This is a genomic window from Asaia sp. HumB, from assembly GCF_030263835.1.
Lineage (GTDB): Bacteria > Pseudomonadota > Alphaproteobacteria > Acetobacterales > Acetobacteraceae > Asaia > Asaia bogorensis.
The window spans coordinates 1,072,452-1,097,518 of record NZ_JARPML010000002.1 but is presented as its reverse complement, the minus strand read 5'-3'; the positions used below and the strand labels follow the sequence as shown (position 1 = coordinate 1,097,518).

20 protein-coding genes are annotated in these 25,067 nt (G+C 62.5%); 6 read left to right on the top strand and 14 right to left on the bottom strand.

Annotation, left to right across the window (positions count from 1 at the left end; translation table 11 throughout):
• The first annotated feature begins 2 nt into the window (after positions 1–2).
• Both P5689_RS05990 and mutL read left to right on the top strand, forming a co-directional pair.
• A complete protein-coding gene (locus P5689_RS05990; protein ID WP_285532473.1) occupies positions 3–539 on the top strand; it encodes a DUF3035 domain-containing protein in 537 nt (178 codons plus the stop codon).
• Positions 540–548: 9 nt separating this feature from the next.
• Complete coding sequence (gene mutL, locus P5689_RS05985) at positions 549–2,429, top strand: DNA mismatch repair endonuclease MutL (protein ID WP_285532471.1); 1,881 nt, start codon at positions 549–551, stop codon at positions 2,427–2,429.
• A gap of 81 nt (positions 2,430–2,510) precedes the next feature.
• Here the strand turns inward: mutL and P5689_RS05980 are convergent, their stop codons facing one another.
• The 4 genes from P5689_RS05980 to P5689_RS05965 all read right to left on the bottom strand — a co-directional run bounded on the left by P5689_RS05980 (position 2,511) and on the right by P5689_RS05965 (position 6,916).
• Positions 2,511–3,245: a YfdX family protein gene (locus tag P5689_RS05980; protein WP_285532470.1), complete on the bottom strand. Its 735-nt coding sequence runs from the start codon at positions 3,243–3,245 to the stop codon at positions 2,511–2,513.
• A gap of 125 nt (positions 3,246–3,370) precedes the next feature.
• The gene (locus tag P5689_RS05975; protein ID WP_285532469.1) at positions 3,371–4,276 is read right to left on the bottom strand and encodes a DMT family transporter; all 906 of its coding nucleotides are present in this window, start codon (positions 4,274–4,276) and stop codon (positions 3,371–3,373) included.
• The gene (gene parE / locus P5689_RS05970) at positions 4,276–6,294 is read right to left on the bottom strand and encodes a DNA topoisomerase IV subunit B (protein ID WP_023979353.1); all 2,019 of its coding nucleotides are present in this window, start codon (positions 6,292–6,294) and stop codon (positions 4,276–4,278) included. The genes P5689_RS05975 and parE overlap by 1 nt, the downstream gene beginning before the upstream one ends.
• Before the next feature lie 64 nt (positions 6,295–6,358).
• Entirely contained in the window at positions 6,359–6,916 is a 558-nt protein-coding gene (locus P5689_RS05965; RefSeq protein ID WP_285532468.1) for a hypothetical protein, read from the bottom strand.
• 361 nt (positions 6,917–7,277) lie between these two features.
• Here P5689_RS05965 and P5689_RS05960 point away from each other — a divergent pair, with 361 nt between their 5' ends.
• A complete protein-coding gene (locus P5689_RS05960) occupies positions 7,278–7,814 on the top strand; it encodes a hypothetical protein (protein ID WP_235075489.1) in 537 nt (178 codons plus the stop codon).
• A gap of 132 nt (positions 7,815–7,946) precedes the next feature.
• On the opposite strand, the gene P5689_RS05955 is transcribed toward P5689_RS05960, so the two are convergent.
• On the bottom strand, positions 7,947–8,396 hold the full coding sequence (locus tag P5689_RS05955) for an Rrf2 family transcriptional regulator (RefSeq protein WP_023979355.1): 450 nt from the start codon (positions 8,394–8,396) through the stop codon (positions 7,947–7,949).
• Between the two features lie 129 nt (positions 8,397–8,525).
• On the opposite strand from P5689_RS05955, the gene cysK reads away from it, so the two are divergent.
• Positions 8,526–9,527, top strand: coding sequence for a cysteine synthase A (gene cysK / locus P5689_RS05950; protein WP_285532467.1), 1,002 nt, complete (start codon positions 8,526–8,528; stop codon positions 9,525–9,527).
• A gap of 122 nt (positions 9,528–9,649) precedes the next feature.
• On the opposite strand, the gene P5689_RS05945 is transcribed toward cysK, so the two are convergent.
• From P5689_RS05945 to gltX, 9 genes are all read right to left on the bottom strand, one after another.
• Positions 9,650–10,789 (bottom strand): OmpA family protein, encoded by a 1,140-nt coding sequence (locus P5689_RS05945; protein WP_051757779.1) that lies wholly within the window; start codon positions 10,787–10,789, stop codon positions 9,650–9,652.
• A 320-nt stretch (positions 10,790–11,109) separates the two neighbouring features.
• Positions 11,110–11,442 (bottom strand): DUF1491 family protein, encoded by a 333-nt coding sequence (locus P5689_RS05940; RefSeq protein ID WP_023979358.1) that lies wholly within the window; start codon positions 11,440–11,442, stop codon positions 11,110–11,112.
• Complete coding sequence (locus P5689_RS05935; protein WP_023979359.1) at positions 11,439–13,100, bottom strand: S41 family peptidase; 1,662 nt, start codon at positions 13,098–13,100, stop codon at positions 11,439–11,441. The genes P5689_RS05940 and P5689_RS05935 overlap by 4 nt, the downstream gene beginning before the upstream one ends.
• 189 nt (positions 13,101–13,289) lie before the next feature.
• Positions 13,290–16,019: a type I DNA topoisomerase gene (gene topA, locus P5689_RS05930; protein WP_035444428.1), complete on the bottom strand. Its 2,730-nt coding sequence runs from the start codon at positions 16,017–16,019 to the stop codon at positions 13,290–13,292.
• Positions 16,020–16,060: 41 nt separating this feature from the next.
• Positions 16,061–17,188: a DNA-processing protein DprA gene (gene dprA, locus P5689_RS05925; protein WP_285532464.1), complete on the bottom strand. Its 1,128-nt coding sequence runs from the start codon at positions 17,186–17,188 to the stop codon at positions 16,061–16,063.
• A gap of 6 nt (positions 17,189–17,194) precedes the next feature.
• The gene (gene plsY / locus P5689_RS05920; protein WP_122050734.1) at positions 17,195–17,845 is read right to left on the bottom strand and encodes a glycerol-3-phosphate 1-O-acyltransferase PlsY; all 651 of its coding nucleotides are present in this window, start codon (positions 17,843–17,845) and stop codon (positions 17,195–17,197) included.
• The gene (locus P5689_RS05915; protein ID WP_285532460.1) at positions 17,842–19,134 is read right to left on the bottom strand and encodes a dihydroorotase; all 1,293 of its coding nucleotides are present in this window, start codon (positions 19,132–19,134) and stop codon (positions 17,842–17,844) included. The genes plsY and P5689_RS05915 overlap by 4 nt, the downstream gene beginning before the upstream one ends.
• A complete protein-coding gene (locus P5689_RS05910) occupies positions 19,131–20,072 on the bottom strand; it encodes an aspartate carbamoyltransferase catalytic subunit (RefSeq protein ID WP_035444431.1) in 942 nt (313 codons plus the stop codon). The genes P5689_RS05915 and P5689_RS05910 overlap by 4 nt, the downstream gene beginning before the upstream one ends.
• Positions 20,065–21,471: a glutamate--tRNA ligase gene (gene gltX / locus P5689_RS05905; protein WP_285532459.1), complete on the bottom strand. Its 1,407-nt coding sequence runs from the start codon at positions 21,469–21,471 to the stop codon at positions 20,065–20,067. The genes P5689_RS05910 and gltX overlap by 8 nt, the downstream gene beginning before the upstream one ends.
• A 329-nt stretch (positions 21,472–21,800) precedes the next feature.
• On the opposite strand from gltX, the gene P5689_RS05900 reads away from it, so the two are divergent.
• Both P5689_RS05900 and P5689_RS05895 read left to right on the top strand, forming a co-directional pair.
• A complete protein-coding gene (locus P5689_RS05900) occupies positions 21,801–22,871 on the top strand; it encodes a purine nucleoside permease (RefSeq protein WP_285532458.1) in 1,071 nt (356 codons plus the stop codon).
• Between the two features lie 27 nt (positions 22,872–22,898).
• Positions 22,899–25,067, top strand: coding sequence for a ComEC/Rec2 family competence protein (locus P5689_RS05895; protein WP_285532457.1), 2,169 nt, complete (start codon positions 22,899–22,901; stop codon positions 25,065–25,067).

Genomic DNA, 25,067 nt, shown 5'->3' with positions numbered 1-25,067 from the left:
ATATGGCTCAGCTCTCCCTTCCGTCCGTCCTCCGCGTCCTGCCGGTTCTCGGCCTGACAGCGCTCCTTCCGGCCTGCTCCGGCTCTGACGTCTCGCGCGCGTTCGGTCTCGAACGCTCGATGCCGGATGAGTATACGGTCACGACCCGTGCGCCCCTCTCCATGCCGCCGTCAGAGCAGCTGAGCCTGCCGGGGCAGGGTGACCATACGGCGGAGGAAAACCCCCGTATCCAGGCGCTTGAAACGCTCTCGCCCAATGCAGCCCTGCACCCCACTTCCGGCAGCAACAGCGCCGGTCAGCAGGCTCTGGTCGGTCAGGTGGATCAGGCATCGAAGGCCCCCAACAATGCCGAGCTCGGCGCTGCCGGTGCGGGTCTGACCGATGAACTCATGTTCTGGCGTGGTGGCAATGCAGGCAGCGTTGTCGACAGCGAAGCAGAAAACCGTCGCATCCAGCGTGCTTCTGCCCTGGGCCAGAACCCCTCCACCGGTGCCACGCCTACCAAGAAGTCGAAAAGCGCGTTCCTCGGCGTCTTCTGATGCCTGGTCATGACGCCGTCTGAGCGCCCCCAGCCTCAGCCCAAATTACGCCGCCTTTCCAGCCATGTGATCGATCTGATCGCGGCAGGCGAGGTGGTGGAGCGCCCGGCTGCTGCCCTGAAGGAACTGGTCGAGAATGCGCTCGATGCCGGCGCGACCCGTATCGAGGTGGCTCTGGCCAGCGGCGGATGCGACCGCATCGAGGTTCTCGATAACGGCTGTGGCATGTCGCCCGATGACATGCTCATGGCTGTCGAGCGACACTGCACCTCCAAATTATCCGATGAGACACTGACCCGTATCGTCACGCTGGGCTTTCGTGGTGAAGCCTTGCCCTCCATCGGTGCTACAGCCAGACTGAGCCTGACCTCACGCCCGCATGATGCCGATACCGCGTGGCAATTGCGCCTTGAGGGAGGCGTCCTGACGCCCCCATCCCCCGCACCCGGTGCGCCGGGAACGCGCGTGGTGGTAGCCGATCTGTTCTTTGCCACACCCGCTCGACGCAAGTTCCTCAAATCCGCCCGCGTGGAGGGCAGCCATGCCGAGGCAGTGATGCGCCGACTGGCACTGTCTGCCCCGCATTGTGCCATGCGTTTCACGCTGGATGAGCGTCTGGTTTTCGACTTCCCTGCCCATTCGACCATCGCCCGCGTTCAGGCGGTTCTGGGTGAAAGCGACTCCCTGATCGCACTGGATGAGGAGCGCAATGGCCTGCATCTGAGCGGTTTCATCTGTGGGCCCGCGGCCACGCGGGCCACGGCAGCCGCCCAGTTTCTGGTCGTGAATAACCGCCCCGTTGCTGATCCGCTGATGAAGACGGCCATACGTGTCGCCTATCGTCCTGTCATCGAACCGGGACGTCATCCTGTTCTGGCGCTCCACCTGCAACTGCCTCATGACCGCGTCGATGTGAACGTGCACCCGTCCAAGACCGAACTGCGTTTTGCCGATGAGGCCGATGTGCGCGGTCTGATGATCGGTGCCATGCAACGCGCTCTGGGGCATGGCGCGGGTGAGGGCGGCGTGAGGATACGTTTTGCCGCCCCTTCGCGTCAGGCCATTCACTATCCACCGCCCGACCCAGTGCGCCTGACGTCGGGTTTTCTGGCGAGCCATGCCGCGCTCACCGGGAATGGCGCTCCCATGGCAACGGGGTCTGTCAGCCCGTATGGTGGCTTTCAAGAGCCGGACAATCCTCGCGATGACCGCTCACCTGTCGCGTCGCTGGCTGCATTCGAGCCGTCATCCCGCCCGCTGGTTCAGCCAGATGCGGCTCAAATGGCGCGCTTTCCACTCGGCGCGCCGGTCGCACAGGTTTTCGATACCTATATCCTCGCTGTCGGTCAGGATGGTGATCTGATCCTTGTCGATCAGCATGCCGCCCATGAACGTCTGACCCATGAGAAACTGCTGGCTCAGTACACGAGTGGGTCGCTCAAGGCGCAGCGCCTCCTGCTTCCCGAGGTCATCGACCTGCCGCCCGGTCAGGCAGGGCGACTTATGGAGTGGAAAGAGGCGCTCGAGGCGCTGGGTCTGGAGATCGAATCCTTCGGGGGAGGCAGTGTGCTGCTGCGCACCATGCCCGTACTGCTTCAGGGCGGTGACGGGAGCGCCTTGCTGCGCGATCTTTCCGAAGAACTGGCAGCAGATCCCGACCTGACGCCGGGGGACAGCGCGGCTCTGGAGCGTCGTATTGATGCCGTGATTGCCCGCATGGCGTGCCACGGCAGTATCCGTGCCGGACGACGGCTACAGCAGGACGAGATGGCGGCGCTCCTCCGACAGATGGAGCAGACGCCGCGCGCAGGCACGTGCTCGCATGGTCGGCCAACATGGTTGCGCCTTGGACGGGACGAGCTGGAAAAGCTTTTCGGCCGGATACGCTAGGCTGATTTCCATCCCTCGAAACCCGACCCTGCACGCCCTGCCGTAGCGGGGTGCACAGGGCCAGAGGAGAGGGGCAGGAGATCAGGAGGGGCTATGAGCCATCTTGTGACGCTTGGCGGCAGACGGATGCGTGACAGCTACGACATCACCGGAAACGAACAGGATTGAGTCGACAGCGTTCTGCAGCGCATCGGCAGCCGATTTCGTATCGCCGCCATCCATGAATACGGAAGCGCGATGCACGTCACCCGAGATCATTTCCAGCGGTGCCAGAGCCACGACATACTGTACGCTCGTGCCGACAACCTGAAGATCCTGATTGACCAGCTTGGTGTCACCCGCCTTGAGATGCTGGTTCGCACTGGCAAGAGCGGTCTGCTGCGCCGGAGCCAGCGTATCGGTCACGGCATATTCGCCGCCCACGGGCAGCCAGTGCAGGGGCACGCCATTGGCGGCAACGCGCTTGGGCATGCCGTGGCTCGGGACAGGTTGCATGGCATCCTCGGCCTTGATGAAGGCCTTGCTATCCTTGGCGGCCTTTTCCAGGCGGGCCTCGGCATCGTTGATCAGGCTTTGTGCCTGCCCGTTCTGGTTGTTTGTCAGGGCCTGCTGCGCCAGAAGGATATTGGCAAATGCCTTCTGCCCGTCCTTGGACAGACGGCCAAAGTCACGGGTGGCGTTCACCTGGTCTGCCTTCATCATGGCAACGCTGCGAGCAGAGCTATCATCACCGGGGGCGGCGGCAGAAGCCGGCGTAACAGCAAACCCGGCAGACAGTGCAACAAGGGCAGCGCCCGCACTCATCAGTCGACGCATCAGTAATCTCCTCAATACATATCCCGCAAATCGGGATTTCGAGGATCAGAACGATGTCTCGACCGGCTTGTTGCATGACAAGGCCGTTAACACGACGCCATTATCACCCCGATGTTCGTATTTCTTCAGGTGGGGGGAACGGTTTCACCATCCGGAGGGGGCTTGCGCGAGGTCAGAACATTGCCTGCCGAAGCCCCCGCAATGCACAGCACCCCCATCCATCGCGCCACGGAGAGTGACTCACCCAGCAGCAGGAGGCCGGAAATGGAGCCCAGTACGGGCTCCAGACTGAGGAGAATACCCAGATCGCGCGGCCCAAGGCGCCGCATGGCCATCATGTCGAGAATATATGGCACAGCGGAGGAGAGAACCGCCACACCCACGGCCTGCATCCCCTGATGCGGATGCGTGATGGCGGGCGAGATGGCCGGTATCAGCCAGGGCAGTAGCAGGATGCCCGCTGTGGTCATTCCCAGTGTTGTGGCCTGTGCCGCAGGCATGACACGTCCGATACGCGTGCCGGTCAGAATATAGACGACCCAGCCAACCGCGCTGGTGAGCGCTGCGATCACGCCAATCGGGTCCAGATGGCCTTCCACATGGTCGGGGCGCAGCAGCAGATAGAGGCCACCCAGAACCATACCCGCCCAAAGCAGATCGAGCAGGCGACGTGAGCCGATAAGCGCGAGCGAGAGCGGTCCCATGAACTCGAAGGCAACGACGAGACCAAGCGGCAGCCGTACCAGAGCGATATAAAACGCGAAATTCATGACCGCCATCGAGGCGCCATAAGGCAGCAGCAGCTTCCACATGCCCGGTTTGAGCACGGACGGGCCGGGTCGCATGACGGCGAGCAGAATGACGGCGGCCAGACAGACGCGTAGCCCCACCATGCCTTCCGCTCCGAAGAGCGGAAACAGGCTCTTGGCGAGCGCCGCGCCAACCTGAAAGGAGGAAATTCCACCAATCAGAAGGGCAAGGCCACCAAGTTTGTCGAGACGGGTTGAGGTGGGGTGATCGAAAGCAGCCATCAGACGTCGAGCAATTCCGCCGTGCGGGCGTGCTCCTGAATGAAGCGAAAGCGCAGCTCAGGCTTGCGTCCCATCAGGCTCTCCACGCGATCGCTCGTGAGAGCCCTGTCCTCCGGCGGGGTGACAACGCGCAGCAGCGTGCGCTTGGCGGGGTCCATGGTTGTCTGCTTTAGATCCTTCACGGGCATTTCGCCAAGCCCCTTGAATCGCGAGATCTCGACCTTTGCGCCTTGCTTGAAATCGCGCTTGAGGCGGCGCACGCGGTCATCATCATCCATCGCATAGATGGTCTTGGCCCCATGTGTCAGGCGATAAAGGGGCGGCTGGGCGAGGTAGAGATGGCCCTTGCGCACCAGATCGGGCATTTCGCGGTAGAAGAAGGTCATGAGCAGAGACGCGATATGCGCCCCATCCACGTCAGCATCGGTCATGATGATCACGCGGCCGTAGCGCAGTCGGGCGACATCGAAGCTTGAGCCCGATCCACAGCCAAGCGCCTCGACCAGATCACGCAGTTCCTGATTGGCCTTGAGCTTGTCCGCCGTAGCCGAGGCTACATTGAGAATCTTGCCACGTAGCGGCAGCACCGCCTGCGTTTCACGATCGCGGGCCTGACGGGCTGAACCACCAGCCGAGTCGCCCTCGACCAGAAAGATTTCGGTGTCGGCGGCGTTTTCGCGCGTGCAGTCTGTCAGCTTGCCGGGCAGGCGCAGGCGACGCGTGGCGCTCTTGCGCGGCGTGTCCTTGGTTTCGCGTCGGCGCAGACGCTCTTCGGCGCGCTCGATGATGAAAGCCAGAAGGTTATCTGCCTGAGCCGGGTTGCCGCCCAGCCAGTGATCGAGCCGGTCGCGTAAGGCACCCTCGACGAGGCGGCTGGCTTCCTGCGTCGTCAGCTTTTCCTTGGTCTGACCCTGAAAATGCGGGTCGCGAATAAAGACCGAGAGCTTGACCGCCAGCGCACCGAGCGCATCTTCCGCCGTTACTGCCGCCGCACGCTTCATGTTGCGGCTCTCACCCCAGGCGCGCAGCCCCTTGACGAGAGCCGATCTGAAGCCGGCCTCATGCGTACCGCCCTGAGGGGTTGGAATGGTATTGCAATAGGAGGTCATGCTCGACGCTCCCTGCTCCAGAAACGCCACGGCCCATTCCAGCTTGCCCCCGGTCCGGCCATCAGCGGCCTGGGGCAACTCTGCCTCGCCCGCCCAGACCGGTGCCAGCAAGGCGGGGCTGGCACCCAGCTCTGCATTCAGGCTGTCTGCCAGACCATTGGGAAAGTGAATGGTCGCCTCGGCCGGTATCTCGTCCCCAGCCTTCAGCAGCGAGGGATCGACACTCCACCGGATCGTGACACCGCGGAACAGCGCCGCCTTGGAGCAGCAAAGACGATAGAGCCGCAGCGGGGAGAAGCTGAGCCCGCCGAAAATCTCGGGATCGGGCGAAAAGCGTATGGTGGTCCCCCGGCGATTGGGCGCATTGCCAACCTGCTGCAGGGGCGTGACCGGCTTGCCGCGGGCGTAATCCTGACGCCATAGGAGCTTCTCGCGGGCAACCTCGACTTCCAGCCGGTCCGAAAGAGCATTGACCACCGATGAGCCAACGCCATGCAGACCGCCTGACGTGTCATAGGCCTTGCCCGAAAACTTCCCGCCAGCATGGAGTGTGGTGAAAATCACCTCCAGGGCCGAGCGGTCGCGAAATTTGGGATGGGGATCGACCGGGATACCGCGACCATTGTCGCGCACCATCAAAAGGCGGGGTCCCTCAAGGGCGAGGTCGATAACGCTGGCATGGCCTGCCACGGCCTCATCCATCGCATTGTCGAGAATTTCAGACGCGAGATGATGATAGGCCGTATCGTCGGTTCCGCCGATATACATGCCCGGGCGCCGTCTGACCGGTTCGAGCCCTTCAAGGACTTCAATCTGGTCAGCGCCATAATTTTCCGGCACGGGGGCCTGCGCGGCCTTTCGAGGCCGACGCACGGGCTTTTCATCGCTCTTGAAGAGGTCGTCGTTCATATTGCGTTCTTGACGGCCTCGCCGGGGCGCCGTCAAGCGCCCCGTGCAGGAAGAGGATCAGATTTTAAGCGCGTGTCTTGCGATGGGTGCGCCGTGTGGTCGTGCTGCGGCTATGGGAAACGGCTGCGGGAGCCGAGCAGGTTTCGAATGAGGCCGGCTGAACCACGTCCTTCGCATCAGCGTAATGCGCAAGATCGGCACCATCATCGAGGGCATCGACCTCATCGAACATCGCAACACGCTGCTGGCAGAAGATCGTACCTGCCTTGAGGCCGCCTTCCGACTGCACATTGGCAAGCTGCGTGATGTAGTCGTCATGCGCCTTCATGGCGTTACGGCCATAGGCTGACTTGAAATAGGTGTTGAGGCGTTCTTCCTCGGCAGCCAGCTTGGGGCGGAACTTCGCTACGAACGCGTTGTAGCGGTCCTGCGCGCTGCATGAGAGCGCCGTGACCATCAGTTCGCTCTTGAGACCCTGCACATTGAAGGCTTCATGGGCGGGTGATTCGCTGCACCCGGCGGCGTAAGCGGCACCGGAGGCGAAAAAGCTGCCAGCGACAAAGGCGCAGGCGGTGAGACGCGCAAACGGGCGCAGGAGACGTTGCCGGGCTGAAAACGACATCAAGGGACTCCACAAGGGCACAAACTGGAAAGCCGGAAATGCTCCGGGCAGGGCAGGCGGGCAGCGCACCGGATCACGCGGTGTTCTGCAATACGGAACTTTATTCGATTATGTCGCAGCAATTGCGGCGAGAAAATGCCCGCAGGCAAGGGTATAGGCCGATTTTGTAAAAAAAAACCTGAGTGCCCTTTTCTTTTGTTTCAGCCCCCGCTTCCCCCTTCCTGCGGGGCGCGGCTTGCGCTAGGGCCATTGATGAATTTGTTTTCAGGTGCGCACGGCGCGCGTCTGAACATCTTGTGTCGGGCCTGCTGGTACAAAGAAGGCAGAATCGATTTTCGATGACATGTGATCAGTGGAGTTGATGGTGCGACTGCGTGGTTCTGCAATTACTCTCGTTTCGGCCCTGACCTTGGCGGCCTGCGCAACAAAGCCTGTCGTGCAGCGCGTCGTGCCCCCCAATCCCTTCGGCTACCAGAAGGTCTCTGCCGTCTGTAAGACGACCCCGGTCAAGACGGCGGCCGATGGCAGCATGACGGTCGACATGACCGTGCGTAGCGATGACGGTCTGTGTGCCCTGTCCGTGCAAAAGCCGGGCAACACCAATTACCGTTCGTTCGGTGTCTCGCCTGCCCCCGAGCACGGCAAGGCATTCATGTATAATTTCGATGACCATACCTATGTGACGTATACGCCCAGCACGGCCTATGCAGGCAAGGACAGCTTCACAGCGATCCTGATCCCCGGCGGTACCGAGCCGCGTACGAAGCTGACCGTCAATGCCATGGTCGATGCAACCGGCGTGACCGTTGCTGCCCCGCCAGCGCCTGTTCTGGCTCCTGCGGCCAAGAAGCCAGTTGCGAAGCGTACAGCGACACGTCGCAAGACCAGCAAGAAGTAAGGGTCACAGCCGGGGGGCTTTTCCAGGAGCCCCCCGGGTCAAACCTCCCAAGGGGTGGTTTCAGGCAATAGACCTAAGTGCGGCGGGGCTGTTTCCCGCGCGCGTGTTATCAGCTCCGACCCTGCGTTTCCTTCAGATCGAAAACGAAATCGGCTCGTGGACGGGCCGTCTGAGGCCCGCAGCCTCCGCCCGGCGCACCATTTCCTCAAGGGTCAGGGCGGCCATTTCACTGCGAACCGTCTCATCCAGAACCTGCCAGCAAGGCTCAATAACGCTGCGGAAAAGCGCTCCCTGAGCTGTCTCCTCGGTCCCGGCATCGTCTGACACAACTACGCGCACAATCTCATCGAGGCCGATATCGCGCTGTGGCCGCCCGAGGCGATAGCCGCCACGGGGCCCACGCACGCTTTCCAGCAATCCCGAGCGTGACAGCGCCTGAAGCAGAGGTTCGATCCCACGGCGGGCCAGCCCTGCGCGTTCGGCGATATCCCCGCCGCTCACCAGGCTTGAGCGCCCAGCATGGAAAGCCACATCGACCATGATGATCACGGCAACCATCGCCCTGTCCCTGCGGAGATACATGCAGATTTTTCCTCAATGACAAATTATGCGTAATGTAGCAGTTATTGCCTGCAAATCACAGACCGGCATCGCAGGAAAGCCGACATTGCAGGAATCATCGTCCTGCCAACTGATACGAGGGACCCATCTATGACCATTCGACACGAAAAGGATGAGGCGCGTGGTTTCGCAACGCGCTATGCCGCACCGAGGGGCCGTGTCTATGAGTCGATTCTCGAAACGGTGGGCGGTACGCCGCTTGTAGCTGTCCCGCGCCTCACCGAGGCTGACAAGCTCCATGCCCGGTTGCTGTTGAAACTGGAATTCTTCAACCCGCTCGGCTCGGTAAAGGATCGTATCGGCCTCGCCCTGATCCAGCAGGCCGAAGCCCGGGGCGACATCACGCCAGGACGTACCGTTCTGGTGGAACCGACCTCAGGCAATACCGGTATCTCCCTGGCTTTTGCCTCGGCAGCTCTGGGCTACAGGCTGATCGTGACCATGCCCGAGAGTGCCTCGATCGAGCGACGCAAGATGCTGCGCATGATGGATGCCCAGCTTGAGCTGACGCCCGCAGCCCGCGGCATGGCCGGGGCTATTCTTCGCGCTGAAGAACTCGTTGCCTCGCTGCCCGATGCCTGGATGCCAAGCCAGTTCGATAATCCCGCAAATCCGGAAATCCATGCTCTGACCACCGCCGAGGAGATCTGGGAGGATACGCAGGGCAGGGTCGATCTGGTGGTGGCAGGTGTCGGTACAGGGGGCACGCTGACAGGGATCGCCCGCACCCTGCGTCCCCGAAAGCCTGAGATGCAGTTCTGGGGCGTCGAGCCCGCCGAAAGCGCCGTGCTGAATGGCGATGATCCCGGCCCGCACGGTATCCAGGGTATCGGCCCCGGATTCTGCCCGAACACGCTTGACTCCTCACTGCTCGACGGCGTGCTGGCGGTGTCCGAGCGCGATGCGATGGCGGCGGCACGGCGCTGTGCCCGCATCGAGGGTATCCCCATCGGTATTTCTTCCGGTGCCTCGCTCCATGCTGCTCTTGCGCTGGCGCAGCGCGAGGAAAACGCCGGCAAGACGATCGTCTCCATCGTACCGTCCTTTGCGGAGCGCTACCTCTCGACGTCACTCTTCAACGGGCTGGTCTGATCACCGGGCATGAAAAAGCCCTGAAGCCGCCAAGCGGCTCAGGGCTTGTTTCATTGTCATCCGACCATGTCCGCAGCACGTCGATCCATCACGCGGCCCATCAGGCTGCGTGATGGCCCTGATCAGTGCAGGATAATCTCCACACGGCGGTTCTGCGGTTCACGCGTGTTTGGGCCGGTCTGGACAAGCGGGTTGCTCTCGCCATAGCCCTTGACGGCAATCAGCCCACCGGCAACGCCGTCACGGATCAGCTCGGCACGCACGGCATCGGCACGACGCTGCGAAAGTTTCAGGTTGTAGCTGGCGCCACGGGAGCCCGGATGAGCCGCGCTGTTATCCGTGTAGCCATTCACTTCGATGCGGGTCAGCTGCGTGTGGGTCGAGTTCTGCGCGGCCGTACCGACAATCGAGCGTGCCCTTTCGGTCAGCTCTGCACGATCCCAGTCAAAAAAGACCAGATAGCTGCGCGCCGGTGCAGGGGCAGGGGCGGTCATGACCGGAACGCTGCGCGGCGGCGGCGGGGCAGGATTGAACTCGTAGCGCAGACCCAGCAGCAGGGAGTGGTTGAAATCGTTGCGGGTGACACGATTGCCATCCATCGCCCCTGCAGGGCGCGGCGTGTCGTAACCGCCGATGCTGCCATAGCCCGTTGCGTGATGGCCGTTGGGGCCAAGCAGCGAATAGAAGCGATACTCGGTGGTGAAAGACAGACCGACGGCAAAAGGCACCGGGAAGGACAGGCCGAAGATGCCCTGATAGGCAAAATTGCTCGTTGTCCCGCCGATCTTCTGGCTGAGATAGTTGTTCGGTGCGCGTACAGAAGCGTTCATGGCCTGCCAGCCATAGCCGATACCAGCGCCAAAATAGGGATAGACCCAGTTGGCACCGATATCCATGTCGAACAGGGCGTTAGCCATCACGCCATAACCCTGCTGACGACCACCCGCCGCTGAAGGAAAGTAGCTGGACTTGAACTGCTGCAGGCGATTATTGCGGTAATTGCCCTCGACCTCGACGCGGAAGCCGTTGCCAAGCCCCCAGCCGACCGAGCCCAGACCCGTCACCCCGGCGTCATAATGGTCACGCCCGCTCGGCAGAACGGGTGACAGACGCACGGTCTGATCCTGATTGAAGCTCGCGCCACCGGAGCCTGCCACATACAGACCCTTCACAACCTGTGCCTGGGCTGGTGCTGCAGCGAGGCCGAAACCGACAAATCCGAAGCCGGCAAGCGCGGTCAGGTTCAATCCCTGTCGGCGCATGAGGCGGGAGAAGGATCCGACCACCTGCCGGACATCGTAAAACGGGCGGCAAACGGTCTCACCGCGCGTTCGGTGTTCCAGCGTCATATCGTCTTCTCCATCCTTTTCACGCGGCAGACTGAGAGAAGGCCAGTCTCCTGGCCGTCCGCAGCGATCTGAATGCCGTCTTTTCGCTGAACTGTCATCCCTGTGCAACGCATGTTTCCTGTCCCGGTGCGTTCACCATGTGAGGCGCTTCCTTCTTCCTGCACCGAGTGTGGGATGGCTGCAACACTCCCCTGTATTGTGCTGAGGGTGTTCAGGTGCCTGATGGTGCGGGTTCAGGCCATCCTGCCGGGCAGGATGGTCTCGATGGGCTCGGCCACATCGTGCACCGTGAATTCGAGAATCCATAAATCAGGATCGTAGCGTTTCTGGCGCTCGAGATACGCATCCAGGGCGCTGGCATCATCCATGGGGAGGCGTTCCCAGCCTTGCCCGAGGGCCGCGACGCGCAGAACAACCAGCTGGTTTTGCCTGTCTGTCAGGACGATCAGCAGGGCGCCTGCGTCCTCGTCGCCCTTCTTGAGCAGCATGGCCCCGTGGCCCTGCCCCTGCACCAGACGCATGAGCGCGCGTGCCCATAATCCTGTTTTCAGGCGAGCTTCCGTCATGGCGAGGCGTCGTCCATATCATCCGGCATGGCGGCGAGGGCAGCGCGATAGCTGTCCGGGAGGTGCAGGAGCATGGCGGCCGTGTCGAGATCGGCATCCGTGCCCAGGGCGGCAGGACAATGGCGGCGTATATCGAGAATGCGCGAGACGCTGACCGGGAAACGGATCTCGCGGCTGGCGCGCACCGTCTCGGCGTCCAGCAATTTGCCTTGCCCCAGAGCACTCAATTGCTGTTCGAGCGAAAGGGCCCCGCGTGAGGTGCAGATTTGTGGTGTGACACCCAGACCCTGAAGCGGCCACCCCAAAGGCGCAATCACGCGGCTCCATGTAACAAACAGCTCACCCCCGTCGGGCATCTGGCCAATGGCCTGCACCAGCCCCTTGCCCAGTGTCGCGCTGCCAATCACCACAGCCCGTCGATGATCGGACAGGGCCGCTGCCATGATTTCGGCAGCGCTGGCCGTTCGCCCGTCCACCAGCACCGTGATTGGCAGACCATGGGTCATATCGCCGCCCTGAACCGCCCATATGTGGTTCGATTTCGGGTCCCGGCCTTTTGTCACCACCGCAATGCCCTGATCGAGCACCAGAGCCGTCGCGGTGACGGCCTGCTGCAGCACGCCCCCGCGGTCGCCGCGGAGGTCAATGATTAGCCCTACGAGTTTCTTGTCTTGAAGGGCCTGGTCGATATTCTGGCTCAGTTCCTCAGCGGTGTCGGATGAGAACGAGGCGATCCGCATGACGGCAATATGGTCATGCCCGCTGGCGAAAACGGTCTGAGGGGGCACGATCTGGCGTTCCAGACGCATGATGGCGCCGTGATGCCCTGGATCGGCAAGAAGAAGCCTGACCTTGCTGCCCGGTGCCCCGTTCAGCCAGCCCTCAACCGTGTCCGCGTCCTGATTGCGCGTTGAATGGCCATCAACCGCCAGAAGTTTCTGCCCGATATTGGCGCCAGCTGCCCAGGCGGGGCCATTGGCATTGATTGCACCGATAACCAGCCCCGTTCCATCGCGCTGGAGAGAGAGACCCACCCCGGCCACATCGCCCGCACGGTTGGCCCGGTCATTGCCCGCGGGCGCAGGTGCAACATAGCGCGAATAGGGGTCGAGGTGATTGAACAGCTCGTCAAAAAAGCTCTGCAGCAACGCATCGCGGCCAGCACTTCTCAGTGCCGGTGAGGCACGCCACGCTGCATCCATGATCGACACAAGAACGCGGACCCATTCGCCAGTCTCGTTCTCTCCGGGCTCGCGGAATTCCGCAACGGTCTTCTGGCTCAGGCTCAGGCGGAGCGAAGCAGCTTCCTTCGGGCCGTGGGTCGGTTCCTCGATCGTGATCGACGGGTCGATCGCCGTCAGTCCGTCCAGTCCCCACAGACTATAGGTGCGGCTTGAGTGAGCATCGAGTGTCCTGGGCGTAAGGAAACGGAACGCGCTGGATAATACCGAAGACAGGAGCCCGGTATCGAGCGTTGAGTCCCCCTGTCCACCTTCTGGTTGCTGCGTCGTGCGGGTTGCCGTGACGGCAGCAGGTGGACCGGCCTGCGCCAACTCTGCCGGCTGAGGCCGTCTGGCACCCAGACGTGCGGCCTGGGCCGGTGTGATACTGGCCAGCATGGCTCCGGACAGCGTGGCCACGGCAACGGCCAGCCCCATTGCGCCCATAAGCCCTCGCGGGGGCGCGCCAGTCAGGAAAGGAACGTTGTTCAGAGCCGGTGACCTTGACCATCAGGGCGATGGCTTTCCCCATCGAGTGCCGCTTTAACGGTCCTGCCTGGACCGCGATAGGGAGCCTAACAGGGGGAGCGACGTTTTTGCCACGGTCTGTGGCACCAAAAACGCAAATTACGCGGCGTCATCACCATCTGTTGTCCCTGCAGCGCGTGATTTCCTTGCCGGTTTCTTAACCCCCTCTTTTTCAGGGGCTTTTTTCCCGGCTGACGTCGCCTTTTTGGCTGCCGGTTTCATGGAAGCGGCTTTTGGGGCGGCCTTCTTGCGTGGCGCGGCCTTTTCGGGCGCAGCGTCGCCCGACGCAGCCTTTGTCGTGGTCTTGCGCGTGGTCTTGCCCTTGGCCTTCAGGGGTTTCCCCTTTTCAGCCAGAAGCACCAGAGCCTCATCAAGGGTCACGTCATCCATCATCTGGCCCTTGGCCAGATTGGCCACAACCTGCCCATGCTGCACGTAAGGCCCAAATCGTCCCTTGCGGACCATCACGGCCTCGCCATCCTTGGGATGAGCGCCAAGATTGCGAATCGATGCCAGTTTCTTGGCCAGCGAGTCGATGGCGCGATTGAGCCCAACCGTCAGTACGTCATCATCGGCATCGAGTGTACCGAAAATGGACCCCATCTTCACATAGGGGCCAAAACGCCCCAGCCCGGCCTCAATCATCTCGCCGGTTTCAGGGTGAGGGCCCAGCTTGCGCGGCAGGGAGAGAAGGCCGATCGCCTTGTCCAGCGTCAGCTTGTCGCCCTCCAGCCCCTTGGGTATGGTGGTGCGCTTGGGCTTGATCTTCTTGTTTTCGGGGTCGGCCTCACCGCGCTGGATATAGAGACCATAAGGCCCGCGACGCACGGTCACTTCCTCACCCGTTTCCGGGTCCTGACCGAGGCTTTTCATCCCTTCCTTGAGCGTCTCGCCCTCGCCGCCATCCTCGGCCACGAGGCGACGGGTGAACTGACAGGTCGGGTAGTTCGAGCAGCCGATAAAGGCCCCGAATTTGCCAAGACGCAGCCCCAGGCGCCCCGTGCCACAGGCCGTGCACTGCCTTGGGTCACCGCCATCGTCACGTGCGGGGAAGAAATGCGAGCCCAGATCCTCATCGAGCGCATCGATGACATCCGAGATCTTGAGATCCTTGGTCTGCGCTACGGCAGCGGAGAAATCGCGCCAGAACGCAGCCATGATGTCGTGCCAGTCGGCCCGACCATCGGAAATGTCATCAAGCTGTTCTTCGAGCGTCGCCGTGAAATCGGTGTCCACGTAGCGTTCAAAGAAAGAGGTCAGGAATGCCGTGACCAGCCGGCCGCGATCCTCGGGAATGAAGCGCCGCGCATCCAGACGCACATAATTGCGGTCGCGCAGAACGGTCAGGATCGAGGCATAGGTCGAGGGACGGCCAATGCCGATCTCTTCCATACGCTTGACCAGACTGGCTTCCGAGAAGCGCGGCGGCGGCTGGGTGAAATGCTGGTCAGCCTCGACACCACGGGTCGAGAGCGCATCGCCCTCGCTCATGGCAGGCAGGACGCGGCCTTCATCCTCGTCCGATTTGGTATCGTCACGCCCCTCGCTATAGAGCTTGAGATAACCGTCGAACGCGATGATCGAGCCATTGGCGCGCAGAATGGTGCGCTGCGCGGCATCGGACAGATCGACCACAACCTGATCGAGCTCCGCCGACTGCATCTGTGACGCGACAGCGCGTTTCCAGATCAGCTCGTACAGACGCATCTGCTCACCCGAGAGATGCCGGGCCATCGATTCAGGCGTGCGCGTGACATCGGTGGGGCGAATAGCCTCATGCGCTTCCTGCGCATTCTTGGCCTTGCTGGTATAGACGCGCGGCTTCTCCGGCAGATAAGGCGCGCCGTAACTGCTCCCGATCATGTTGCGGATGGCGTGAACGGCCTCGGCGGCCATCGTCACACCATCGGTACGCATATAGGTGATCAGGCCGACCGTCTCGCCGCCCAGATCGACACCTTCATAGAGCTGCTGGGCAGCACGCATTGTTGATTGCGCGCTCATGCCGATCTTGCGCGAGGCTTCCTGCTGCAGCGTCGAGGTGGTGAACGGCGCGGGCGGGTTGCGTCTGGCCTTCTTGCGCTCGACGGAGCGGACCTTGAAGCCTGTTGAGGCCACGAGGTCACGCGCCGCATGGGCTTTCTCGGCATTGTCCAGATCGAACTGATCGAGCTTGCGGCCGTCAAGATGCGTTAGTCTTGCTGAGAAGGCAGCGTTGCGCGGCGTCGCGAAAGACCCCGTGACCGACCAGTATTCGCGGCTTTTGAAAACCTCGATCTCGGCCTCGCGCTCGCAGATCAGACGCAGCGCGACGGATTGCACGCGACCGGCGCTGCGGCTGCCGGGCAGTTTGCGCCACAAGACGGGCGAGAGGGTAAACCCGACCAGATAATCGAGCGCACGGCGGGCCATATAGGCATCGATCAGCGGCTGATCGAGCGCACGCGGATTCGCCATGGCCGTCTGCACGGCGGATTTGGTGATTTCATTGAAGGTGACGCGCTGCACGTTCTTGCCGCGCAGCAGGTTCTTCTCTTCCAGTGCGGCACGCACATGCCAGGAGATGGCCTCGCCTTCGCGATCCGGGTCAGTGGCGAGATAGAGCGTATCGGCGTTCTTGACCGCTTTCGCGATGGTGGCGATCTGCTTTGCCCCGCGCTCATCGGTCTGCCAGTCCATGGCGAAATTCTCGTCAGGCCGCACGCTGCCGTCTTTGGGCGGCAGATCGCGGACATGGCCGAAGGATGCCAGAACGATGAAATTATCGCCCAGATATTTGTTGATGGTCTTTGCCTTCGCCGGGCTTTCGACCACTACGACATCAGTCATCTCTACTCCAGAACCGCTCCGGCCTGTTCGTAACCGGTGGATCAGGCTGTCAGGACAACCTGCCCCCCGGGAAGGAAGGTCGCTGTGCCGCCAAGTTCGAGTTCTGACAGGGCGGACAGCACCGTGGAAACCGAGAACTGGCAGTGCGCCACGATATCGTCAACTGCCACAGGCGTCGGAGAGAGAAGCTCACATATTCTTTTTTTGACGTTCTCGGAGTCCGGAGGCGGTGAAAACCCTGCGCTTTCGGGCTCTGAAAAGCCCGGCAGGCCTGTCCATCGGGGTTCAATACGGGTGCGGGCGCCGCTCTCGATCTGGTTCAGGACATCCTGGGCCGTCTCGGTCAGAATCGCGCCCTGTCGCAACAGGTCGTTGCCACCGCGTGAGCGCGGGTCGAGTGGTGAGCCCGGAACGGCAAACACGTCCCGTCCGTAATCGAGGGCAAGGCGCGCGGTGATGAGCGTGCCAGAGCGCATCGCGGCCTCGATCAGGATGACGCCCAGAGAGAGGCCGGCAATCAGACGGTTACGCCGCGGGAAGTGACTGGCCTGGGGTATCGTGCCGAGAGGGGCCTCGGTCACAACGCAGCCCCGTTCAGCAATGGCGCGATAGAGCCCCTCGTTTTCGGGGGGATAGAAACAGTCAAGGCCGCCCGCTGCGGCACCAACCGTCATGCCCTGATGCAGGGCGGCACGATGCGCGACAGTATCGATCCCGCGGGCCAGGCCCGACACGATCACACAGCCCTCATGAGCAAGAGCGCCGCTCAGGCTTTCAGCAATACGCAATCCTCCGGCTGAGGCATTGCGTGCGCCGACAACCCCGATGGCCTTCTGTGACAGCTTTTCAGCCTGGCCCCATAGGCTCAGAACGGGGGGCGCATCGGTAATGCGCGAGAGAAGGGCGGGGTAGTCCGGGTCGCCAAGGAGCAGCATGCGCCCACCGAGTCGTGTCAGAGCCTCCTGCTCGGCTTCGACACTGTCTCTCGTCGGGATGGCAATGGTAGCGCGCCGTCCCGCCTTGCGCACGCGCTCGGGCAATGCCTCGATGGCGCCGCCGGCTGTCCCGTGTTCGGTCATCAAGCGTCGGAAATTGACGGGGCCGATGCCGTCCGTGCGGGCCAGGCGTACAATGTCGAGCCGTTCATTTCCTAGGGGTACGGCCGACATGATGGGTCAGATTTCCTGCTTGGTCTGGGGCGGCGGGTCGATATTGATGCGCGATTCCCGTCCCGTGAGCAGACGCCGGATATTGCTCGTGTGACGCAGGAGAATGATGAGTGTCAGGATGAGTGTCGCAATCGAAAGCGGGCTGTGCACAGGCTGTTCGCTCAGCGGCGCCATGATGAACGGTGCCACGGCAAAAGCGGCCAGCGCCCCTGCTGACGAGATATGGGAGAGTTTGGCAACCGCCAGCCAAACTAGACAGCAGGCAATGCCCACGGGCCAGCACAGGGCAAACAGCGCCCCTAGCCCGGTCGCAACGCCCTTGCCCCCGCGAAAACCGAGCCAGACCGGAAAGCAATGGCCGATCACGACACAGACTGCGGCGACAGCCATCCCTGTCTGTATGCCGCCATCGAGAAGAAGGTGCACAACCAGCACGGCCAGAGCGCCCTTCAGCCCGTCGAGCAGTAGGGTTGCCGCAGCCAGCCCTTTCCGGCCCGTGCGCAGGACGTTCGTTGCGCCGATATTGCCTGAGCCGATCTTGCGTATGTCACCCGCCCCGCCGACATGGCTGATCAGCAACCCGAAAGGGATACTGCCCAGCAGATAGGCGATACCGGCACAAAGCAGGAAAGGGGGCGTGAGCAGATGATGGATCATGATGCGGCACCATCGAAAACGCGCTGCCCGTTCTTCCACGTTCCCAGAACGCGCCCCTTGAGGCGCTTGCCGTCGAAGGGTGTGTTCTGCGCGCGTCCGGGCTGTTCGCCCGCTTCAACCACCCATTCAACTGCGGGGTCGAACAGGCACAGATCGGCGCTGGCGCCGTCGTCCAGGGTTCCGGCCTCGCTACCCAGCAACCGGGCAGGGCGGCGGGTGAGCAGCGCAACGAGTTGCGTCAGGGTAAGCACGCCGTCATGCACCAGAGACAGACTGACACCCAGCAGCGTGGTCAGGCCTGTCCCGCCTGCGCAGGCCTGAGCGAAAGGCAGGCGCTTGTCATCGGCGTCCCATGGCGCATGGTCCGAGGCAATGGCGTCGATTGTCCCATCCGCGAGCGCCGCACAGACCGCCAGACGGTCCTCTTCTGCACGCAACGGAGGCGAAAGCTTGGCGTAGGTACGAAATTCGCCAATCGCCTCTTCATTCAGCGCAAAATAGGGGGGCGCCGTGTCGCAGGTAATGGCCAGACCCCGGGCCTTGGCCTGACGGATCAGATCGAGCCCTTCGCCGGTCGAGACATGGCCGAAATGCAAGGGGGCGCCGGTCATTTCCGCAAGACGGATATCGCGGGCAATCAGAATGGCCTCAGCAGCGGCGGGTATCTGGGGCAGGCCCATACGGGTTGCCAGTGCTCCCGCCGTGGCGGCGCCCCCTTTTGCCAGAGACGGGTCTTCCGGGTGCTGCACTACCAGAGCGCCAATCCCCTTGGCATAGGCCAGAAGCTGGCGCATGCGCTTGGTGTCGGCAATGGCATGGATACCATCGGTAAAGGCAACGGCCCCGGCTTCGCGCAACATGCCAAGCTCGGCCATTTCCTCACCCTTGCAGCCCTTGGTAAGCGCGCCATAGGGCAGGATGGTGACCAAACCCGTTTCCTCGCCACGGCCACGCAGCAGGCGCACCAGAGCGGGCTCATCAATGGCAGGTTTGGAATTAGGCAGGGCCGCCAGCGTTGTCACGCCACCGGCAACCGCGGCGCGGGCGCAAGAGGCGATGGTTTCGCGATATTCAAAACCCGGCTCGCCAATGGCAACACGCATATCGACCAGGCCGGGGCAGAGAACCGCGCCCTGACTATCAATGCTCTGGACACCTTCCGGTGCACCCTCAGCACCAGCCTTGTCACGCCCCGCGATGCGACCATCCGAAACGCGCAGGCGCGAAAGCGACTCCTGACCTGTTACCGGATCGATCAGCCTGACATTTTCGAAAATGAGATCGGTCATGACGCTGTCCGCATACGTGAGAGTCGGTCGAGCACGGCCATGCGCACGGCCACGCCCATTTCGACCTGTTCCTGAATGACGCTCTGCGCTGAGTCCGCTACGTCGGAGGCAATTTCGACACCACGATTCATCGGACCCGGATGCATGACCAGTGCGCCGGGTTTCGCCAGGGCGAGGCGGCGGCTGTCGACGCCATAGAAACGGAAGAACTCACGAGCACTCGGCACAAGCCCGGCGCCCATGCGCTCGCGTTGCAGGCGCAGCGTCATGACCACATCGGCATCACGCAGGCCGCTTTCCATATCATGATGGATCGAGACCGAACCCAGCGAAGCCATCGCAGCAGGAACGAGGGTGGGCGGCCCCACCAGACGCACCTTGCTGCCCATGGCCGTCAGCAGATGGATGTTCGAGCGCGCGACACGGCTATGGCCGACATCACCACAGATCGCGACGTTCAGCCCGCTGAGCGTGCCAAGATGGCGCTTGATGGTCAGGGCATCGAGCAGGGCCTGTGTCGGGTGCTCATGCATGCCGTCACCGGCATTGACCACACTGGCCTCGACCTTCTGGGCCAGCAGGGCTGGCGCACCCGAGGCTGCGTGACGGACCACAAGCAGGTCGCAGCGCATAGCGTTGAGCGTGGCTGCCGTGTCGAGCAGCGTCTCACCCTTGTTCACTGAGGAGGTGGCGACCGTCATGTTGATGACATCCGCCCCCAGACGCTTGCCCGCCAGCTCGAAGCTCGTGCGTGTGCGGGTGCTGTCCTCGAAGAACATGTTGATCACCGTCCGGCCGCGCAGCGCATCACGCGGTGCGGTGCGTGAACGGCTCAGCAGGGCATAATTGGCCGCGAGATCGAGATAGGGGGTGATCTCTTCGGCGCTCATGCCCTCAAGGCCAAGCAGATGATGCCGTCGGGTGAGCGTCTCAGCCATGCGCGATCGCGGCTCCTATACGGGCCAGAACCTCGTCCCGGCCAAGGGCTTGCAGGGTCAGGTCGATACCGGGCGATACCGTGCTGCCGGTCATGGCCGCACGCAGGGGCTGGGCGACCTGCCCCAGCTTGATGGCTTTCGCCTCGGCGAATTCGCGAAGTGCGGCATCGATGGCCGATGCCTCGAATGGCTCCACCAGAGCGAGGGCCTGCGCCACACCGCGCAGCACTTCCTTGCCTTCTTCCGAAAGCTGCTTCTGTGCCTTCGCGTCATAGGTAAAGGGCAGGGAGCGACCCAGAAACGCGGCGCTGTCGGCGAGGTCGGTCAGAAGCTTGGCGCGCTCCTTGAGGCCCGGCATCAGCGTCAGCACGCGGGCGTGCAGCGCATCATCCACCGTCACGTCCTCGCGCTCCTTCAGGCGTTCGATCACATCGTCGGTCAGACGTGCATCATCGGCCTCACGCATATAGACACCGTTCAGATGCGTCAGCTTGACGTAATCCATGCGTGACGGCGAGCGGCCAACGCCATCCAGATCGAACAGACGGATCTGCTCCTCACGGTTGAGGATCTCGGCATCGCCATGACCCCAGCCCAGACGCAGAAGGTAATTGCACAGCGCCTCCGGCAGAAAACCCTCATCGCGGAATTCGACCACTGACTGTGCGCCATGACGCTTGGAGAGCTTCGCGCCGTCCGGCCCGTGAATGAGCGGCAGATGGGCGAAATGCGGCAGATCCCAGCCCATGGCGCGATAGATCATCGCCTGACGAAACGTGTTGGTCAGATGATCGTCACCACGGATCACATGGGTGATTGCCATATCATGGTCATCACACACCACGGCATGCAGATAGGTGGGTGTGCCATCCGAGCGAAGAATGATCAGATCATCCATTTCGGCATTGGCGACGCGGACCTCGCCCTGGACCAGATCGTTGATAATTGTCTCACCCTCGCGCGGCGCCTTGAGGCGCACGGCGAAAGGCGCTCCCTCGGGAGCTTCAGAGGGATCACGGTCACGCCACATGCCATTATAGCGCGGCGGCTGGCCATTCGCGATGGCGTCCTCGCGCATCTGCTTCAGCTCGTCTGCCGTGCAGTAGCAGCGATAGGCCAGACCCTTTTCAAGCAATTCCTGTGCCACTTCCGTATGGCGGCCCTGACGCGTGGACTGGAATACAGGCTCCTCATCCGCCGTGATGCCCATCCAGGCCAGCCCTTCGAAAATCACATCCACCGCGCGCTGCGTCGAGCGCTCGCGGTCCGTGTCCTCGATTCTGAGCAGGAATTGCCCACCGTGATGGCGGGCAAAAAGGAAATTGAAGAGGGCCGCACGGGCATTGCCGATATGCAGCAAGCCGGTGGGAGAAGGGGCAAAGCGTGTGCGAACGGTCATGGCGTTCCCATAGCATGATTGCGTGCGCCACACTACCGGATGGCGATTTGTTGTCCGGGTATCATGAGAGGCAAGTCATGCCTCATGAGCGCGCTGCCCCATGCCCCGACAAAGGACAGTCACCCTTATGAAAACCTGCCTGGTGAAAATCCGGCACAGGGGGAGCACGCCCCTACCGGGCAGCGGGGCAAGCCCCGTAAAGGCTGCGGATTGCCGGTTGCCTTGCAGGGGGCATCGCGGTCAGATGTCTGCCGGGTCAGGCTCCAGATCAAAGCAGTATCCTGCGAACAGTATTTGCAGAAACCTGTATTCGATGTAACGATCCCGATATGAAAAAACGATTGCTTCCTGCCTGCCTCGCATCTCTCGCCTGCGTTCTCGATCTTGGGGTGGCGTCTGCCCATGCTGCACCCGTCGCACCGCGCGTCATTATTGTTGCAGGCTGGGAAAACGGTGCAGATACAGGTGATGCGCCGGGCGAATATCAGGACTGGGTCGAGCGCGAGCATCTGAGCGAGACAGTGCCAGTGCGTGGCGTGAAGGAGCCCATCCTGCGACGCAATAACGACGGGGTGTACGGCATTGTGCTGCGTTCCGGCCCGTCGGAACTCATGGCTCTGGCGCTCGACCCGGCATTCGATCTGAAAAGGACCTACTGGATCTTCACCGGTATTTCCGGCGTGAACCCCAATGTGGCCTCGGTCGGAAGCGTGGCCTGGGCGCGCTGGGTGGTGGATGGCGATGCCCTGCGTGAACTCGATGACCGCACCATTCCCAAGGACTGGCCCTATGGGCTTTACGCCATCGGAGCAGATCGCCCGAACACCCTGCCGAAAGATCCCAATCACTATGGCTCGGTGACGGATGTCGCGCAGTTGACCAAGGCCTATGCGCTCAATCAGGGTCTGGCGCGGTGGGCCTATGGTCTGAGCAAGGATGTCAAATTGGCCGACGACCCGGAAATCGCCCGCCGACGCGCAGCCTGGCCTGCGAGCCTTCCTGCCAGCAAGCCCCCGATGATCCTGATGGGCGAGACTCTGGGGGCCTTGCGCTACTGGCATGGCGAGGCACGCAATGACTGGGCGCAGGACTGGGTGAAACTCTGGACGAAAAACCAGGGCGTTTTCGTCATGACCAACGAGGAAAGCCAGACCAACCAGAAGCAGATGCGCCTGCTGGCAAGATGGGGCTATGTCGATCCGGACCGGGTGATGGTGCTGCGTTCGGGCTCCAACCCTTCCATGCCGCCCCCACACGTTTCCCTGACCCAGTCGATGGGCGATGAGGGACCCGGCCAGAATATCGCTTTCGACAATAACGAGCGCGTCGGGGCACCTGTCGTGGCGGAGCTGGTCCGTCATTGGGATCACTATCGTGACCATGTTCCCTCCGCCCCCTGAAGGCGCTGGACAGGGTGCCTCTGACAGGTGCGCCTTGCCCTGTCGGGGCAGAGGGATGTGGCCCTGTCGGGGCAGGGGGATGTGACGCTCTCCCGCCTTGCCGGGTCTCTTGAGACCATTCTGCTCTCGCAGGGGCGCGGGCTTGCAGCCTGGCTTGCTGTAGCATGGGCCGCAGGATGCCTGATCTATTTCCTGCCCCGTTACGAGCCCGGTTTCTGGTGCGCCAGTGCCTGCGTCCTCGCGGGGCTGGGCATAGTGCTGTCAGGGTGGTCCCGTATCAATGCCAGAAGCCTTGGCTTTGTCATGGTGATGGCGGGCGCGGGGTTTCTACTGGCGCGGGCGCAGGCAGGGCGGCAGCCCCCCATGCCTGCGCTTCCCTCACTGGCGGTCGTGTTGCATGGCAGGGTGATCGATGTCGCCACGACCACAGAGCCGGGCCAGATCCTTCAGCGTTTGCGCGTCAGGGACGCCGTGTTCGAGAGCGGGGTCGATATCGGCATGGCCCCGCTCAAGCGTGATTTGCTGCTCTTTACTCATGAGGGCCAGACCTATGTTCCGGGCATGGTGCTGCGCCTGCGGGCCGTATTGCGTCCGCCCGACTGGCCGGATTACCCCGGTGCGCGCGATCGACAAAGAGAGGCGTGGTTCGATGCCCTCGCCGGGTCCGGTCGGGTGCTGGGCGTGCCAGAGATCCTCGCGGCACCGCAGGGCTACAGGCTGGGGCGCTGGCGCGCCGCGATCACGGCAGAAATCATGTACCATCTCGAAGGGCAACGCGCCGCCATTGCCGCCACCCTGCTGGCCGGGCACGGCGAGGGGATAAGCCAGCAGACCAGACAGGCCTATGCGGCATCGGGGCTGGCCCATATCCTTGCCGTAGCGGGGCTGCATTTGGGCCTGGTCATGGGCGCCCTCTTTGCGGCTGTGCGGATGGGGCTCGTCCTTTGGCCGTGGCTCGGCCTGCGTCTGCCCTGTCGGGAAATCGCTGCCTTCGCGGCACTGGCAGGGGGCGTGGTCTATGTGGCGCTCACTGGGTTCCATCTGCCAGCCTTGCGCAGTCTGGGCATGGCGGGTCTGGCAACCCTTGCCCTTCTGAGCGGGCGTCGTGTGCTCTCCATGCGCTCGCTGGCTCTGGTGGCACTGATCCTACTTATGGCGTCTCCGGTGCTGGTGCTCGATCTGTCATTCCAGATGTCGTTTGCAGCCGTCATGGCCCTGATTGCAGGCTACGAAGCCATGCGGCCGCGGTTTGTCCGGCGAGCCGAACAGGGGCATCAGGGCGGCATCGGCCATCATCTCGTGTTGCTTTCCCTCACCAGTGCGTTGGCGGGAGGGGCAACCCTGCCACTCGTCATGGCGGGCTTTGGTAGTTTTCAGCCCTGGTTCATCATGGCCAATCTTGTCGCGGTACCCATAGCGGCATTCTGCATCATGCCCGCAGGGCTGTGCGCGTTGCTGCTCATGCCATTAGGGGGCGCTGGTGCGCCTCTCTGGGTCATGGGGCAGGGGATCGGGCTGGTTTCGTCGTTGGCCGCGCATGTTGCAGCATGGCCAATGGCTCACATCGCTGTGCCCCATATGCCTTGCTGGGCCCTAGTCCTGTATATGGCCGGGCTGGCAATCCTGTGCCTCTGGCGCGGCAAGGCCCGTTTCATGGGGCTGCCTCTCATGCTGACGGGGGTTGCGTTACCGCTCTGTCTGTCAGCGCCTGTGCTGCTCGTCTCACCCGATGCCGGTCTCATCGCTTTCCGACAGGGGAGTGCCTGGGTTGCGGGGCCGCATGGCAGCCTTTCAAACCATACGCTCTCTGCCTGGGTTCAGGCTTGGCCCCGGTCTGTCATATCATCGGCACAACCGCCGGATTGCGATGCTGAGCGGTGCCATATCGAGCGGGGAGGCCAGAATATCGCCATCCTGTTCTCCCGCCTCCGTTCAGCAGACCCACCTCCCGAGTGTACGGGCAACGCGCTCGTGGTCAGCGCTGCTCCCCTGCCATCGGCGTGCAGAAGTGGCATCTATGTCGATCGCTTCACGGTCTGGCGCGATGGCGCGGTCATGGTGCGCGATGGCGCAGATCGGAGCAGGGGGAAAGCCTTGCAGATCATATCAGACCGCTCATGGCGCGGTGCGCGGCTATGGGTACCGCGCCCTGGTTTCAGGGGCGTACCCAATCTGCCTCTGGCAAAGGCTGAGTAG

Bases quoted from the DNA above. Each gene is read 5' to 3' on its own strand.
- dprA (WP_285532464.1), bottom strand. From the start codon at position 17,188: ATGTCGGCCGTACCCCTAGGAAATGAACGGCTCGACATTGTACGCCTG.
- P5689_RS05935 (WP_023979359.1), bottom strand. From the start codon at position 13,100: ATGGGGCTGGCCGTTGCCGTGGCCACGCTGTCCGGAGCCATGCTGGCC.
- P5689_RS05955 (WP_023979355.1), bottom strand. From the start codon at position 8,396: ATGTATCTCCGCAGGGACAGGGCGATGGTTGCCGTGATCATCATGGTC.
- topA (WP_035444428.1), bottom strand. From the start codon at position 16,019: ATGACTGATGTCGTAGTGGTCGAAAGCCCGGCGAAGGCAAAGACCATC.
- P5689_RS05900 (WP_285532458.1), top strand. From the start codon at position 21,801: ATGAAAAAACGATTGCTTCCTGCCTGCCTCGCATCTCTCGCCTGCGTT.
- parE (WP_023979353.1), bottom strand. From the start codon at position 6,294: ATGAACGACGACCTCTTCAAGAGCGATGAAAAGCCCGTGCGTCGGCCT.
- cysK (WP_285532467.1), top strand. From the start codon at position 8,526: ATGACCATTCGACACGAAAAGGATGAGGCGCGTGGTTTCGCAACGCGC.
- P5689_RS05960 (WP_235075489.1), top strand. From the start codon at position 7,278: ATGGTGCGACTGCGTGGTTCTGCAATTACTCTCGTTTCGGCCCTGACC.
- mutL (WP_285532471.1), top strand. From the start codon at position 549: ATGACGCCGTCTGAGCGCCCCCAGCCTCAGCCCAAATTACGCCGCCTT.
- gltX (WP_285532459.1), bottom strand. From the start codon at position 21,471: ATGACCGTTCGCACACGCTTTGCCCCTTCTCCCACCGGCTTGCTGCAT.
- P5689_RS05975 (WP_285532469.1), bottom strand. From the start codon at position 4,276: ATGGCTGCTTTCGATCACCCCACCTCAACCCGTCTCGACAAACTTGGT.
- P5689_RS05945 (WP_051757779.1), bottom strand. From the start codon at position 10,789: ATGCGCCGACAGGGATTGAACCTGACCGCGCTTGCCGGCTTCGGATTT.
- P5689_RS05990 (WP_285532473.1), top strand. From the start codon at position 3: ATGGCTCAGCTCTCCCTTCCGTCCGTCCTCCGCGTCCTGCCGGTTCTC.
- P5689_RS05910 (WP_035444431.1), bottom strand. From the start codon at position 20,072: ATGGCTGAGACGCTCACCCGACGGCATCATCTGCTTGGCCTTGAGGGC.
- P5689_RS05980 (WP_285532470.1), bottom strand. From the start codon at position 3,245: ATGCGTCGACTGATGAGTGCGGGCGCTGCCCTTGTTGCACTGTCTGCC.
- P5689_RS05965 (WP_285532468.1), bottom strand. From the start codon at position 6,916: ATGTCGTTTTCAGCCCGGCAACGTCTCCTGCGCCCGTTTGCGCGTCTC.
- P5689_RS05940 (WP_023979358.1), bottom strand. From the start codon at position 11,442: ATGACGGAAGCTCGCCTGAAAACAGGATTATGGGCACGCGCGCTCATG.
- plsY (WP_122050734.1), bottom strand. From the start codon at position 17,845: ATGATCCATCATCTGCTCACGCCCCCTTTCCTGCTTTGTGCCGGTATC.
- P5689_RS05915 (WP_285532460.1), bottom strand. From the start codon at position 19,134: ATGACCGATCTCATTTTCGAAAATGTCAGGCTGATCGATCCGGTAACA.